The following is a 14,211-nucleotide window of genomic DNA, read 5'->3' as shown; positions in this document are numbered from 1 at the left end:
GTTGATAAAGGGATGAGTTGATCAATGGACGACCAGGAGCTGGATCGGGCGTTCGTCGCACTGGGAGACCCCGTGCGGCGGGCGATGATCGCACGCCTGAGCCGCGGCCCGGCGACGGTGGGCGAGCTGGCCGAGCCGTTCCCGATCACCATGCAGGCCGTCTCGCGCCACATCAAGGTGCTCGAAGACGCGGGCCTCGTCACGAGGTCTCGCGATGCGCAGCGCCGCCCCGTGCATCTCGAGGCGACCGCACTGGAGCAGCTCACGGCGTGGATCGACCGCTACCGGCTCGACGCCGAGCGCGCCTACCGGCGGCTCGACGCGGTGCTGGCGGCCGTGCAGACCGTCCCCGCCTCGCCTCCCTCACGAACCCCTCGCACGACCGACACGAAGAAGGAGAAGGAATCATGAGCAACCCGCTCATCATCGAAGCCGTTCCCGGCACCTCGTACGCCGACATCACGCGCGAATTCGACGCCCCGGTCGAGGCCCTGTTCCGCGCCCACGCCGATCCGGAGCTGTTCCGGCAGTGGATCGGCCCGGGCGAGGAGCGCACCGAGATCACCCACTGGGATTTCCGCACCGGTGGTGGCTACCGCTTCGTCCAGCGCGACGGCAACGGGGAGTACGCCTTCCGCGGGGTGTTCCACACCATCCGCGAGAACGAGCTGATCATCCAGACGTTCGAGTACGAGGGCTGGCCCGACGAGGTCAGCATCGACGCCATCCGGTTCGAGTCGCTCGACGGCGGCCGCTCGCGGATCGCCGACCACAGCGTGTTCTCGAGCGTCGAGGCGCTCGAGGCCATGCAGTCCGAGGGCATGGAGCGCGGCATGCGCGAAGGCTACGAGAAGCTCGACGAGCTGCTCGCCGGGGAGAGCTGAGGCATGGGCAAGGTCGTCTGCTCCGCCTCGATGTCGCTCGACGGCTTCGTCGCGCACGAGAACAACGACCCCGGGCGCCTGTTCGACTGGTACGAGGCCGGAGACGTCGAGGTCGTCACCGCGAGCGAACCTGCGGCGTTCCACCTCGCTCCGACAAGCGCCGACTACTGGCGGGACTGGGTCGGCCAGATCGGCTGTCTCGTCGTCGGACGGCTGCTGTTCGACATCACCGACGGCTGGAAGGGTGAGCATCCGCTCGGTGTGCCGTTCGTCGTACTCACGCACGCGGCCCCGACGGACTGGGCCCACGCCCACACCGGCAACGCCCACTTCGTGACCGACGGCATCGAGGCGGCGATCGCCCGGGCACAGGAGATCGCGGGTGGACGCACGGTCGCCCTCGCGGCGGGCACGATCGCCGGTCAGGCGCTGGCTGCAGGGCTGGTCGACGAGGTCGCCGTCGACCTCGTGCCGGTCGTGCTCGGCAGCGGTCATCGCTACTTCGCCGACGTCGACCCGGCCGCCGTGCGGCTGGGCGACCCGACGACGATCATCCCGAGCACGCGGGTCACGCACATGGTGTTCCCCGTCGAGAAGTAGCGAGCGCGCGGTGACGGTGGCCTCTGTCGCAGCTGCCCGCTAGCGTCGGACCATGGCCTCGGAGCGCATCACCCTCACCGTGCCCGGTCCGGACGGCGATCGCGAGGTCGGGATCTCGAATCCCCGCCGCGTGATCTGGCCCGAGCTGGGGATCACCAAGCAGGAGCTGGCCGAGTATCTCATCGCCGTGAGCGGCCCCTTCCTCGCCGCGAACGGCGACCGGCCGGTGTCGCTCGAGCGCTTCCCCGAGGGGGTCGACGGCGAGCGGTTCTACTCGAAGAACCCGCCGAAGGGTGCACCGGCCTTCGTCGAGGCGCAGACGGTCACCTACAACAGCGGGCGCCGGCATCCGCAGATCATCCTCACCGAGATCGCCGCCGCGGTGTGGGCGGTCCAGATGAACACCATCGTGTTCCACCCCTGGGCCTCGCTGACGGCGAACACCGACAACCCCGTAGAGCTGCGCATCGATCTCGATCCGCAGCCCGGCACGGACTTCGCGGATGCCGCCGCCGTCGCCCCCGCCCTGCGCGACGTGCTCGCAGAGGCAGGCCTCACGGCGTTCCTCAAGACGAGCGGCAATCGCGGCATCCACGTGTTCTGTCCGATCGAGCCGGAGTGGGAGTTCCTCGACGTGCGCCACGCCGTCATCGCCGCCGGACGTGAGCTGGAGCGGCGCCTCCCCGACAAGGTGACGATGAACTGGTGGAAGGAAGAGCGCGGCGAGCGCATCTTCATCGACTTCAACCAGGCGAACCGCGACCGGACGATGGCGGGTGCTTACAGCCCGCGGGCGCTGCCCGCCGCCACCGTGTCGACGCCGCTCACGTGGGACGAGCTCGAGGCGGGCGTCGACCCGACCGCGTTCACGGTGCGAACCGTGCCGCAGCGGCTCGCCGAGATCGGCGACCCGTGGGCGGACCTGCTGGCGAAGCCGGGACGCATCGACACGCTGCTCGAGTGGTGGCAGCGCGATCTCGACGACGGACTCGGCGAGCTGCCCTTCCCGCCCGACTTCCCCAAGATGCCGGGCGAGCCGCCGCGCGTGCAGCCGAGCCGCATCAACCCCGAGAACTGGCCGAAGGATGAGTGAAGGACTCACCCATCGTGCTGAGGTGCTTCCCCGAGACACGGCGAGACTTCGCTTCCGTCAGATGACGCCGGCGGACCTCGACGCGATGGCGGGCCTGTTGGGTGATCCGGAAGTCATGCGGTTCTACCCCGCGCCGAAGACCCGTGAACAAGCGGCGGCGTGGATCGATTGGAACCAGCGGAACTATGCCGAACACGGCTACGGACTCTGGATCATCGAGACGCACGCGGGCGACTTCGTCGGAGACTGCGGCCTGACGTGGCAAGAAGTCAGCGGAGTCAGGAAACTCGAGGTGGGATACCACGTGACCTCGCCGTGGCAAGGTCGCGGCGTCGCGACCGAGGCGGCGACGGCATGTCGCGACTTCGCGCGCGAACACGTCGACGCACGGGAGCTGGTCGCGATCATCCACCCGGACAATCGCGCCTCCGAGCGAGTGGCCGAGAAGATCGGGATGCACCGCGTCGAAGACGACCAGTCCCGAAGCGGTTCACGCCGGATCGTTCTGAGCATGACGCTTTAGCGACACGTCCTCCGTGCTCTCGGGGTCGAAGCCGAGTGCGGCGCGTCCGCCGTCGACGGGAAGGACCGCGCCGGTGATGAAGTCCGACTCGGCCGACAGCAGGAACGCGACCGCGCGGGCGACGTCGAGCGGCCGGCCGACGCGGCCGAGAGGGTGCAGCGCAGCCATCTGCTCGTCGGCACCCGGATGCGTGCGGCGGTACTCCTCGTAGCGCTCGGTCGCGATCGAGCCCAGCGCGACGGCATTGACGCGGATGCCGTGCGGGCCATGGTCGACCGCGGCCGCGCGCGTCAGCCCCTCGACCGCCGCCTTCGCGGTGGCGTACGGCAAGGCGCCGCGCACCGGGCGCTGCGCCTGGTGGGACGAGACGTTCACGATCGAGCCGGGCCGCCCGCGGGTGAGGAAGTGCCTCACGGCGGTGTGGCACCCGACGAGGGTGAGGTTGAGATTGAGTGCGACCAGGGCGCCGATCTCGTCGGCGGTGGCCGTGGCGAGGCCGGCATCGCGGAAGACGGCGGCATTGTTGACCCAGCCGCTCAGCTCGCCGTGCGTCTCGGCGAGCTCGGCGGCGGCCGCGGCCGCAGCGGCATCACCCGCATCGCTGCGGAGGTGATGCACTCGCGAGTTCGGGCCTGCGGCGGGCGCCGGGTCGAGGTTGACCACGTGTCCGATCGACGAGAGGTGCTCGGCGATCACGGCGCCGACGCCGCCGCTCGCGCCGGTGACGACGAACGAGGGGGAGCGATCACCGGCCATCGTCGGCTCAGACCAGGACGTCGGCCAGATCGTAGGCGGCGACCACTTCGAGCTGCTCGTACGTGCACGAGCGGGGGTCGCGGTCGGGACGCCATCGTTCGAACTGCACCGTGTGGCGGAAGCGCCACCCCTCGAGCTGGTCGTAGCGCACCTCGAGCACGCGCTCGGGGCGCAGCCGCACGAAGGACGAGTCGGCGCGGCCGGCCTGGAAGCGCGACTTCTCGCCCTCGCCGCGCAGCGCCTGGCCCTCGGCATCGCGCTCGACCAGCGGAGCCAGCTCGTCGATGAGCTCGAGGCGGCGCGCGTTGCTCCAAGCGGCGACGCCGCCGACGGGATAGAGCGTGCCGTCTTCGCCGTAGAGGCCGACCAGCAGCGAGCCGACGCCCTCGCCGGACTTGTGGATCCGGTAGCCCATCGCCACGACATCCGCGGTGCGGGCGTGCTTGATCTTGAACATGGTGCGCTTGCCCGGTGCGTACGGCTGGTCGAGCGGCTTGGCGACGACGCCGTCGAGTCCGGCTCCCTCGAACTCGGCGAGCCAGCGGCGCGCGAGGTCGGGGTCGTCGGTCGTGCGCGTGACATGGACCGGATCGGGCACGTTGCGCAGCAGGTCGACGAGGGTCTCGCGCCGGGTCGCGAACGGCTCGTTCTGCAGATCGCGGTCGCCGACGGCGAGCAGGTCGAACGCGATGAACATCGCCGGCGTCTGCTCGGCGAGCATGTTGACGCGGGATGCCGCGGGGTGGATGCGCTGCGACAGCGACTCCCAGTCGAGCCGGCGGCGGCCGTCGCGGTCGACCGGCACGACGATCTCGCCGTCGAGCAGGCACGGCTCGGGAAGGACACGGGCGAACGCCTCGACGAGCTCGGGGAAGTACCTCGTCAGCGGCTTCGCCCCGCGCGAGCCGATCTCGACGTTCTCACCGTCCCACGAGATCAGGGCGCGGAACCCGTCCCACTTCGGCTCGTAGCTGAGCCCGCCCGGCACCTTCGTCGCATCGGGGACGTCGGGCACGGACTTCGCGAGCATCGGCGCGGGGATCTCGTACGGCATGCGCACCATCCTGCCGTGGTCCGCCGACACCCGACAGTGCTCACGGGCAGGCGGATGCCGCGGCCGCGGCGCACCCGGTCAGGCCGACGCGGACGCAGAAACCGCCGCGGCGTACAGCGCGGCGGCCTCGGCTCGGTTGGCGGCGCCGATCTTGGCGAGGATCGCCGAGACGTGCACCGACGCCGTCTTGGGGCTGATGAACAGGCGCTGGCCGATCTGCGGATTCGTGAAGCCCTCGGCGATGAGCTCGAGCACCTGGAGCTCCCGCGGTGTGAGCGATGCGACGATCCCGGCCTTCGTCTGCGCGGCGGCGGCGGTGTCCGCCGGAACGAGGCGGGCCTGCGCCGCGAGCTCTGCGGCCCAGCGCGCGACGCGCGTGACACCCAGTGGCGGCGCCTCGGCTGTGATCGCGGCCAGCAGGTCTGCGGCGTCGTCGCGCTCGCCGGCGTCGATCAACGCCCAGGCCAGGCGGCAGCGCGCCGTCTGCAGGTGCCAGATGGGCATGCCGCCGGGGCTCAGCTCGTCCACGATGGCGCGCCACGCCGTCACGCGGTCGTCGGCCGGGGCGCCGTCGCCGTCCGCGAGCACGGCGCGGACGAATCTCGACACGCGCCCTGCGAGCTCGTTGTCGGGCCAGCCGTCGAGGGCTCGTTCCACGCGCGCCCGCACCTCGGAGTCGCCTGCGCGGCCGGGGGAGTGCGTCAGCAGCGCCGCTGTCAGCACGGCATAGCGGCGCACCGTGCGGCTCTCCGGATGCTCGGCGGCGGCCAGCACAGCGGTGGCGGCATCCGTCCCCTCCCGGGCGTGAAGGGTCAGGGCGGCATCTGCCCGCTCGACCGCCCACCAGGCGGCCTTCTCGGGATACAGGCGCTGCGACTCCTCGATGCGGCCGCGCTCGGTCGCGAGCAGGTCGTCGCGTTCGTGCGGGCGGTCGTCCCACACCAAGTGCGACGAGAGCAAGCGCACCGTGGAGGCTGCGTCGGCCCGGCTCATCAGCCGTCGCGCGCGTCGCGCGTAATGGAGCGCGGTCTCGGGTTCTCCGGTGGCGAACAGGGCGAACGCGACCGATTGGGCGATCGCCGCTCCGGAGCCCCGTTCGATGCCGGCGCGGACGACGTCTTCGTAGTGCTGTGTTCCGACGACGACGGCCTCGTGGAGGCGCCCTGCCGACACCAGCATGTGGGTGAGCGCGTTGCCCACGTAGGCGCGCATCGGCGGGTCCAGCCGCAGAGCGACGGCGCGCTCCAGGGGCGCCAGTGCGCCCGAATCCTGATCCTCGTCGCCGGCGAGCCGCCACGCTTCCACGGTCAGTGCGACCGCCAGCGCGGGGTCGTCGCCCGTCTCCTCCGCGAGGGCGATGGCGCGCGCGGCGTGCTCCGCGGCATACGTGCCGTGCTCGTCGATCGCCATGTTGGTGAGCACGCGCGACAGCAGCACCCGGGCGCGGCGGTCGTCCACGCCCTCCAGCAGCGCGACGGCCTCGTCGAGGTCGGCGGGGCGGCCGGTGTGCTCGAGGTTGAAGGTCTGGACGTACCGCTGCCGCAGCAGCGCCGCGCGCATGAGCGGATCGTCGGGGCAGACCGCGAGGCCCTCGTTGGCGGACCGCAGGGAGCGCTCGGGATCGCCGAGGTCGTTCCACGCCTGCGCGGCGTCGAGGTGCAGTGCGGGCAGGGTCGTGCCGGCGCGCGTCTCGGCATCCGGCACCTGACCCCAGAGCTCGGCGAGGCGCTCGGTCAGCTTCGCCGATGTCGCGGGCGAGAACCGCGACCGCGATTGGCGGAGGGCTGCGACCGTCGCGTCGAACGCGGCAGGCAGGTCGCGGGCGGCGAGCCAGTGTTCGGCGACGGCGGACGCGTCGTCGGGCGAGTCGCCGCGATGGTCGCGCAGGTGCTCGGCGTAGCGGCGGTGCACGCGCACGCGCTCGCTCGGCAGCATCTCGCCCTCGACCGCCTCGCGCGTCAGCGCGTGACGGAACGCGTAGCCGGTGCCGTCGGCGGTGATGACGCGGGTGTCGATCGCCTCGCGCACCGCGGCATCGAGCGCGCGCTCGTCGAGCGCGGTCACCGCCGAGAGCACGTCATCGTCGACGTGCACGCCGCCCGCGGCCATCGTGCGCACGACCTGCTGCGCGTCGTCGCCGAGGCGGGCGTAGCGCGCGAGGACGAGTTCGCGCAGCGTGTCGGGCAGGGCGCGGTCGCCGAGGTCGACCAGCTCTTCGACGAGGAACGGGATGCCGCCGCTGCGCTCCGCGAGGGCTTCCACGAGACGCGGATCCAGGCCGCCGGCCAGCTGGGCGACCTGCTCGGCCACCTCGTCCGGCGTGAGCGGAGCCACCTCGACACGCACGACGGAGCGGGTGCGGTCGAGCTCGGCGAGCACGGGGCGCAGCGGGTGGAAGCGGTCGATGTCGTCGGAGCGATACGTCGCGACGATGGTGAGCCGGCGGCCCCGAAGCGTGCTGGCCAGGGTCTTCAGCAGCGCCATGGTCGCGGCATCCGCCCACTGCAGGTCTTCGAGCACGACGACGACGTGCCGGCGCCGCGAGAGCTGCTCGAGGAGCACCTCGATCGCCTCGGCGAACTCGGCCGCGGGCTCGTCGGGTTCCGCAGGCTCGTCGGCGATGCCGGGAACGAGCGCTGCGAGGCTCGCGATCGCCGCCGCGGACCCGGCGGCGTCGCGCAGGGCGTCCGTGCCCACCGCGGCGTGCAGGTCGCGCAGCACGCGACGGATGGGCCCGAACGGCGCGCCGATCGGTCCGAGGTCGACGCATTGGCCGAAGGCGACGACGGGGCCTTCGCCGGGTGCCGTCCGCGCGCCGAGCGGGTCGGCTGTGACGAGGGCGAGGAACTCCTGGACCAGTCGTGTCTTGCCGACCCCCGCCTCGCCGCGCACGACGACGGTGCGCGGAGTACCGCCGACGCCGGCGTCGAACGCCTCGAGCAGCGCGGCCAGCTCGGTGTGCCGGCCGACCATGCGCGGGCTCGAGTGGAGTGCGGGCATGGTCATATGGTGGCACTTTCGATGCGTGGGCGGGATGCGGCTACGCGACGGCGGCGGTGCGCGGGTCGTGGTGGGTCGCGGTGCGGAACCAGGCCGCGAGCGTGCGCCCGTGCGGGCGCTCTGCCGGACGGCCCTGCTCGCGCTGGGCGACCATCAGCTCGTTCTCGCGAGCGAGGTCGACGGCGCGGTGCTGGTCGAGGATGTAGCCGGTGAAGGTGGTGTCGTTCATGAGTCTCTCCTGTCTGCGGCGGAACGTCGGAGGGTTCCGGTTGTGCTGACAGGTACGACTGTCCTCGCTAAGGCGGGTCCGCCCCATCGGGCGATCGCCTTGTCTTGACGGCTGCGGTGCCTTAGACGGACCGCCCCGCGGCCTAAGGCGGCGAGCCGGCGACACGGCCGCCGGCGAAGCCTCAGTGCGCCACGGGCCGCTTCGGCCGCGCCCAGCGTGCGGGGAGCTCGGGCCCGTCCCAGACCTGGATGACGCCCCACGCCGCGGCGGTGATGGGCACCGCGAGCACGGCGCCGACGATGCCACCGAGGACCGTGCCCACGGTCAGGGCGACCAGGATGACGAACGCGTGCAGCTTCATCGACCGGCCCATGAGCACGGGCTGCAGGAAGTTGCCCTCGAGTTGGTTGACGAGCACGACCACCCCGACGACCAGGAGGGCGTTGAGCGGCCCGTTCGCGACGAGCGCGACGAGCGCCGCCACGATGCCGGCCACCGTCGCGCCCACGATCGGGATGAAGGCGAGCAGGAAGACGAGCACCGAGAGCGGGATCGCCAGCGGCACCTGAAGGATGAGCAGACCGATCAGGATGCCGATGGCATCGACGGCGGCGACGGTCGCCGTGCCGCGCACGTACGAGCCCAGCACCGTCGTGGTCTTGTCGCCGATGCGCCGCGCACGCACGTAGTTCTCGCCGCGGAACGGGCGCAGGAGGAACTCCCACATCTGCGGACCGTCCTTGAGGAAGAAGAACAGGATCGTCACCATCAGCACGAGCCCGGTCACGAAGTTCGCGACCGCCCCGACGCCGGCGAGGGCGCCGGAGCCGAACTGCGCGCTCGTGACGAAGTCGGTGAGCGTCTTCACCCACTCGTCGAGCTGATCAGGCTGCACGAAGTCGAACGGCAGCGTCTGCGTCCAGGCGAGCAGACGCTGGAAGCCGTCTTCGGCCTGCGCGTACAGGTCGTCCCACTGGTCGCGCACCGCCCACACGATGAGCCAGCCCAGGAGGCCCAGGATCACCACGATGGCGAGCAGCGTGATCACTGTCGCGAGGATCGATGGGATGCCGCGCCGCCGCATCCAGCTCATCACCGGGTGGAACGCGCACGCGAGGATCAGCGCGATGACGAGCGGGATCGTGACGAGGGTGAGCGATTGGATCGCGAAGAAGATGGCCGCGGCCACCGTGACGACCACGATGATCTGGATCGCGCGGATGCCGAGCTTGCCGAAGCCGTCGGCCCACAGGCTCCAGGGGGCGCGGGTCGCGTGCGGCTCCACGTCGTGCGACTCGACGACGACGCGCTGGGGGTCGTTCCGGAACAGTCCCATGCGCCGAGGGTATTGGCAGGCGGCATCCGGAGCCTGCGGGTTGCGCGCGTGGCGCGCGCCGACTATGCGAAAGCGCTCATCCCGGTGATGTCGCGGCCGATGAGCAGTGCCTGCACGCTCTCGGTGCCCTCGTACGTGTGGATCGCCTCGATGTCGGCCATGTGCTGCATGACGCCGTTCTCGAGCAGGATGCCGTTGCCGCCGAGCATGTCGCGCGCCGTGGACGCGATCCGCCGCGCGGCGCGGGTGTTGTGGTACTTCGCCAGCGACGCCTGCGTGGGGCGCAGTTCGCCGCGCTCCTCGAGGTCGGCCATCCAGCGGCAGTACAGCTGCATCGCGGTGAGCTCTTCGAGCATGTTCGCGAGGCGCTCCTGCACCATCTGGAACTTGGCGAGAGGCTTGCCGAACTGGATGCGCTGCTGCGAGTAGGCGAGGGCGGCTTCGTAGCAGGCGGTCGCGTGTCCGAGCGCTGACCACGCGACACCCGACCGTGTCGAGTAGAGGACGGTCGAGGCGTCCTTGAAGCTCTTCGTTCCGGGAAGGACGGCATCGGACGCCACACGCACGCCGTCGAGCACGATGTGCGCCTGATGGATGCCGCGCAGCGACGCCTTGCCCTGGATCACCGTGCCGACATAGCCCGGCGTCTCCTGCTCGACGAGGAAGCAGCGCACCGCACCATGGAACTCGTCGGCGGGGGAGTCGACGCGCGCCCACACGAACGTGATGCCGCCCGAGGCGCCGTTGCCGATCCACTTCTTGGCGCCGTCGAGCACCCACTCGTCGCCCGCTCGCCGCGCGACGGTCTCGAGCGACACGGAGTCCGATCCGTGGTCGGGCTCGGTGAGGGCGAAGGATGCCGGGACCTCGCCGCGGGCGACGGGCACCAGCCAGCGCTCCTGCTGCGCGTCGCTGCCGAACAGTGCGAGGGTGCGCAGGGCGAGGCCGCCCTGGACGGCGAGCACCGTGCCCAGGGACCCGTCGCCGCGGGAGATCTCCATGTTCACCAGGCCCGCCGCCAGGGGCGACAGGCGCGTGAGCGACGGGTGCACGATGCCGTCGTTGAAGAGGTCGAGCCCGCCCATGCGCATCGCGAGGTCGAGCGGGTACTCGGCGGTGTCCCACGCGTCGAGCATGCGCGTTCCGACCTCGTCGATGTACGCCTCGGCGCGCTCCCAGGCCTCACGATCGGCGACGGGGATGTCGGCGAAGACCGCGTAGTAGTCGGTGCCGCGGCGGGCGGTGACGTCGTAGCCTTCGACGCTCTGACCGGGGCGGGGCTGGAAGTCGGTCACGATCGGGCTCCTGACGCGTGCTGGCGGGTGGTGCGGCATCCGGTCCGCATGGAACTGAATCCCACCGACCATAGTACTCAGTGTCATCGGATTCCTGCTGGCCGCGTTTCGTCTCGCTCGTTCCTCGCTCGCTCAACGACCGGGGTCGAGGTAGGCGACAAGGTGAGCCTGCCGACGCACCGGTCGTTGAGCGAGCGAAGCGAGACGAAACGCACCCGGCTCCGTCTGCTAACGTGGAAAACCGACCAGCCGGTATGTCGGTCCGTCGCAGTCGTTCTGTCGCAAGGAGGCGCCATGACCCACGACCACGCCCGCCGTTTCGAGGGCACGGTGTCGCTCGTCACCGGTTCGAGCCGTGGCATCGGCTTCGCGATCGCCCGGCGCCTCGTCGACGAGGGCGGGGCGGTCGTGCTCACCGGCCGCAAGCAGGACGCCCTGGACGCCGCCGTGGCGGAGCTCGGCGACACCGCCTCGGCGGTGGCCGGTCGCGCCGACGACGCCGATCATCGCGCCGCTGTGTTCGCGCATATCTCGGAGCGGCACGGCCGGCTCGATCACCTCGTCAACAACACCGGCATCAACCCGGTGTACGGCCCGATCGTCGACATCGACGTCGAGGCCGCCCGCAAGATCCTCGAGGTCAACGTGGTCGCGACGCTCGACTGGACGCGCGCCGCGCTCGCCGCCGGGCTCTCCCGCTCCGTCGTCAACATCGCCTCGGTCGCCGGCCTCGGTGCCAGCCCCGGCATCGCCTTCTACGGCATCTCGAAGGCCGCGCTCATCAACCTCACCGCGCAGCTCGCGTACGAGCTGGCACCTGGCATCCGCGTGAACGCCGTCGCGCCGGCCGTGATCAAGACCGCGTTCGCCCGGGCCCTGTACGAGGGGCACGAGGCCGAGGCATCCGCCGCCTATCCGCTCGCACGGCTCGGTGAGCCGGCCGACGTCGCCGGACCGGTCGCGTTCCTGCTCTCGGACGACGCCGCGTGGATCACCGGCCAGACGGTCGCGATCGACGGCGGCGCCGGCATCCGTCCGCTCGTCTGACGAGGAGCGCCGCCGGTTCGGGTGAAGGATGAAGGCATGAAGGATTCCCACGTCGCCGACGACGTCACCCGCGCCGCCGTCGAGCTGTTCGCCCGCCAGGGGTACGCCAACACGAGCGTGCAGCAGATCGTCGAGGCCGCCGGCGTCACCAAGGGCGCGATGTACCACTACTTCGAGTCCAAGGACGATCTGCTCTTCGGCATCTACGAGCGGCTGCTGAACCTGCAGAAGGCGCACCTCGACCAGATCATCGCCCGCGGTGGCACCGTCGACGAGGTGCTGCGCGCCGTCTGCGTCGACGTCCTCGAGACCTCGATCGACTCCATGGAGGAGGGGGCGGTGTTCTTCCGCAGCCTCAACATGCTGTCTGCGCCCCGGCAGCAGGAGGTCACGCGCCGCCGCCGCGCTTACCACGACGAGTTCGCCGAGCTCATCTCACGCGGGCAGTCCGAGGGGCTGTACCGGAGCGACATCCCGCTCGCCATGCTCGTCGCCCACTTCTTCAGCGATGTGCACTACCTGTCGCACTGGTACTCGCCCGAGGGGCCCGAAGACAAGACGCTCGTCGCCGAGCAGCTGACCGACCTGTTCCTGACCAGTCTGAGGAGAACGGATGCCGCAACCTGACGAGGCCGTGAGGCCCGACGTCGCCGATGCTCTGCCCGCGTCGATGCGCGCCTGGCGCGTGGCGCGGCTCGGTGAGCCCGCCGAGGCACTGTCGCTCGACACCGTTCCCGTGCCGAAACCCGCCACCGGCGAGGTGCTCGTGAAGGTCGCGGCCGTCGCGGCCAACTTTCCCGACGTGCTGCTGTGCCGGGGCGAGTACCAGGTGAAGCCCGAACTGCCCTTCAGCCCCGGCATCGAGTTCGTCGGCACGGTCGCCGCGCTCGGCGACGGGGTCTCCGCGGTCGCGGTCGGCGAGCGCGTGGTCGGGTCGAAGATCGGCGTGCTGTCGGAGTACGCGGTGCTCCCGGCATCCGATGTGTGGACTGCTCCTTCCTCGCTCTCGGATGCCGAGGCTGCGGGACTGACGGTCGCCTACCAGACCGCGTGGTTCGGGCTCCACCGTCGTGCGGCGCTGCACCAGGGCGAATGGCTGCTGGTGCACGCCGCCGCCGGCGGCGTCGGACTCGCGGCGGTGCAGCTCGGCGTCGCCGCCGGCGCCCGTGTCATCGGCGTCGTGGGCTCGGCGGCCAAGGCCGCCGTGGCCCGCGAGGCGGGCGCCGAGATCGTGCTCGTGCGCGGGGTCGACGACCTCGTCGCCGGGGTCAAGTCCGCGACGGGCGGCCACGGCGCCGACGTCGTGTTCGATCCGGTCGGCGGCGCGGCGTTCGACGCATCGACGAAGTGCATCGCGTTCGAAGGGCGGATCATCGTGGTCGGCTTCGCCGGCGGCACGATCCCGACCGTGCCCGCCGGGCACGTGCTGGTCAAGAACTACTCGGTGGTGGGGCTGCACTGGGGGCTGTACCCCGGCGTGCGCCCCGACCTCATCGACGAGGCCCGCGCCGCGCTGACGCGGTCGGCCGACGAGGGGCGGATCCACCCCGTCGTGGACCACGTCGTTCCCTTCGCCGACGCGCCGCGGGCGCTGACGGCGCTCGCGTCGGGCACCACGGTGGGCCGCGTCGTGATCTCGGTGTCGACGTGACCGCGGATCGGTTCGCGCTCGACGGCCGGGTCGCGCTCGTCACGGGCGGGGCACGCGGCATCGGCGCGGCATACGTGCGCGCGCTGCACGAGTCCGGGGCGCGCGTCGTGATCGCCGACATCCTCGACGACGACGGAGCGGCGCTCGCCGCAGAGCTCGGCGATCGCGCGCTGTTCGCGCACCTCGATGTGACCGACGAGGGGGAGTGGGATGCCGCGATCCAGGCATCCGTCGATGCGTTCGGCGTCGTCGACATCCTGGTGAACAACGCCGGCATCGCCAACGCGGCGCCCATCGAGCATCTGACCACCGAGAAGTGGGACTCCGTCATCGCCGTGAATCTCACCGGCGTCTTCTTCGGCTGCCGCGCAGTCGTGCCGATCATGAAGGCGCAGGGGCGCGGCTCCATCATCAACATCTCGTCGGTCGAGGGCATGCGGGGGAGCCCGGGCCTGCACGGCTACACCGCCGCCAAGTTCGGCGTGCGCGGGCTGTCGCAGTCGCTCGCCGTCGAGCTCGGGCCGTTCGGCATCCGGGTCAACTCGGTGCATCCGGGCTTCATCAACACGCAGATGACGACGCGCATCGATCCCGCTCATCTCGACATCCCGCTCGGACGACCGGGTGAGCCGTCGGATCTCGCCGGCACGATCGTCTTCCTCGCCTCCGACGCCTCGTCGTTCACGAGCGGTGCCGAGTTCGTCGTCGACGGCGGCATGATCGCCGGCATCCCGCACAAGTAG

At 71.0% G+C, this 14,211-nt stretch carries 15 protein-coding genes; 9 read left to right on the top strand and 6 right to left on the bottom strand.

Features of this window, described 5'->3' with window-relative positions; genetic code table 11:
- Positions 1–24 precede the first annotated feature (24 nt).
- The 5 genes from VIP82_RS13705 to VIP82_RS13685 are packed head-to-tail and all read left to right on the top strand — an operon-like array spanning position 25 to position 3,100.
- Positions 25–411: an ArsR/SmtB family transcription factor gene (locus tag VIP82_RS13705; protein WP_331909505.1), complete on the top strand. Its 387-nt coding sequence runs from the start codon at positions 25–27 to the stop codon at positions 409–411.
- Complete coding sequence (locus tag VIP82_RS13700) at positions 408–884, top strand: SRPBCC family protein (protein ID WP_331909503.1); 477 nt, start codon at positions 408–410, stop codon at positions 882–884. Before VIP82_RS13705 ends, VIP82_RS13700 begins: the two co-directional genes overlap by 4 nt.
- A gap of 3 nt (positions 885–887) precedes the next feature.
- The gene (locus tag VIP82_RS13695) at positions 888–1,484 is read left to right on the top strand and encodes a dihydrofolate reductase family protein (RefSeq protein WP_331909501.1); all 597 of its coding nucleotides are present in this window, start codon (positions 888–890) and stop codon (positions 1,482–1,484) included.
- A gap of 52 nt (positions 1,485–1,536) precedes the next feature.
- Positions 1,537–2,577 carry a non-homologous end-joining DNA ligase gene (gene ligD / locus VIP82_RS13690; protein ID WP_331909499.1) on the top strand — a complete coding sequence of 347 codons (1,041 nt, stop codon included), beginning with the start codon at positions 1,537–1,539 and terminating at the stop codon, positions 2,575–2,577.
- 22 nt (positions 2,578–2,599) lie between these two features.
- Positions 2,600–3,100: a GNAT family N-acetyltransferase gene (locus VIP82_RS13685; protein WP_331909497.1), complete on the top strand. Its 501-nt coding sequence runs from the start codon at positions 2,600–2,602 to the stop codon at positions 3,098–3,100.
- Here the strand turns inward: VIP82_RS13685 and VIP82_RS13680 are convergent.
- The 6 genes from VIP82_RS13680 to VIP82_RS13655 form a co-directional block, all read right to left on the bottom strand.
- On the bottom strand, positions 3,068–3,856 hold the full coding sequence (locus VIP82_RS13680; protein ID WP_331909495.1) for an SDR family NAD(P)-dependent oxidoreductase: 789 nt from the start codon (positions 3,854–3,856) through the stop codon (positions 3,068–3,070). The two genes, VIP82_RS13685 and VIP82_RS13680, sit on opposite strands and share 33 nt — an antisense overlap.
- Positions 3,857–3,863: 7 nt before the next feature.
- A complete protein-coding gene (locus VIP82_RS13675) occupies positions 3,864–4,910 on the bottom strand; it encodes an ATP-dependent DNA ligase (protein ID WP_331909493.1) in 1,047 nt (348 codons plus the stop codon).
- Positions 4,911–4,988: 78 nt separating this feature from the next.
- Entirely contained in the window at positions 4,989–7,910 is a 2,922-nt protein-coding gene (locus VIP82_RS13670) for a helix-turn-helix transcriptional regulator (RefSeq protein WP_331909491.1), read from the bottom strand.
- 40 nt (positions 7,911–7,950) lie between these two features.
- The gene (locus VIP82_RS13665) at positions 7,951–8,139 is read right to left on the bottom strand and encodes a hypothetical protein (protein WP_331909489.1); all 189 of its coding nucleotides are present in this window, start codon (positions 8,137–8,139) and stop codon (positions 7,951–7,953) included.
- A gap of 181 nt (positions 8,140–8,320) precedes the next feature.
- Positions 8,321–9,475: an AI-2E family transporter gene (locus VIP82_RS13660; RefSeq protein WP_331909487.1), complete on the bottom strand. Its 1,155-nt coding sequence runs from the start codon at positions 9,473–9,475 to the stop codon at positions 8,321–8,323.
- 62 nt (positions 9,476–9,537) lie between these two features.
- Positions 9,538–10,770, bottom strand: coding sequence for an acyl-CoA dehydrogenase family protein (locus VIP82_RS13655; RefSeq protein ID WP_331909485.1), 1,233 nt, complete (start codon positions 10,768–10,770; stop codon positions 9,538–9,540).
- A 294-nt stretch (positions 10,771–11,064) separates the two neighbouring features.
- Here VIP82_RS13655 and VIP82_RS13650 point away from each other — a divergent pair, with 294 nt between their 5' ends.
- Genes VIP82_RS13650 through VIP82_RS13635 form a run of 4 tightly spaced genes read left to right on the top strand, consistent with a single transcriptional unit; the run spans position 11,065 to position 14,211 of the window.
- Complete coding sequence (locus VIP82_RS13650) at positions 11,065–11,817, top strand: SDR family oxidoreductase (RefSeq protein WP_331909483.1); 753 nt, start codon at positions 11,065–11,067, stop codon at positions 11,815–11,817.
- Positions 11,818–11,853: 36 nt separating this feature from the next.
- On the top strand, positions 11,854–12,444 hold the full coding sequence (locus VIP82_RS13645) for a TetR/AcrR family transcriptional regulator (RefSeq protein WP_331909481.1): 591 nt from the start codon (positions 11,854–11,856) through the stop codon (positions 12,442–12,444).
- A complete protein-coding gene (locus tag VIP82_RS13640) occupies positions 12,431–13,468 on the top strand; it encodes an NADPH:quinone oxidoreductase family protein (protein WP_331909479.1) in 1,038 nt (345 codons plus the stop codon). The genes VIP82_RS13645 and VIP82_RS13640 overlap by 14 nt, the downstream gene beginning before the upstream one ends.
- A complete protein-coding gene (locus VIP82_RS13635; protein ID WP_331909477.1) occupies positions 13,465–14,211 on the top strand; it encodes a glucose 1-dehydrogenase in 747 nt (248 codons plus the stop codon). The genes VIP82_RS13640 and VIP82_RS13635 overlap by 4 nt, the downstream gene beginning before the upstream one ends.

This window comes from Microbacterium sp., from assembly GCF_036566905.1.
Lineage (GTDB): Bacteria > Actinomycetota > Actinomycetes > Actinomycetales > Microbacteriaceae > Microbacterium.
Note: the sequence above shows the minus strand (reverse complement) of the source record. Positions and strands in the feature narration are given on the sequence as shown.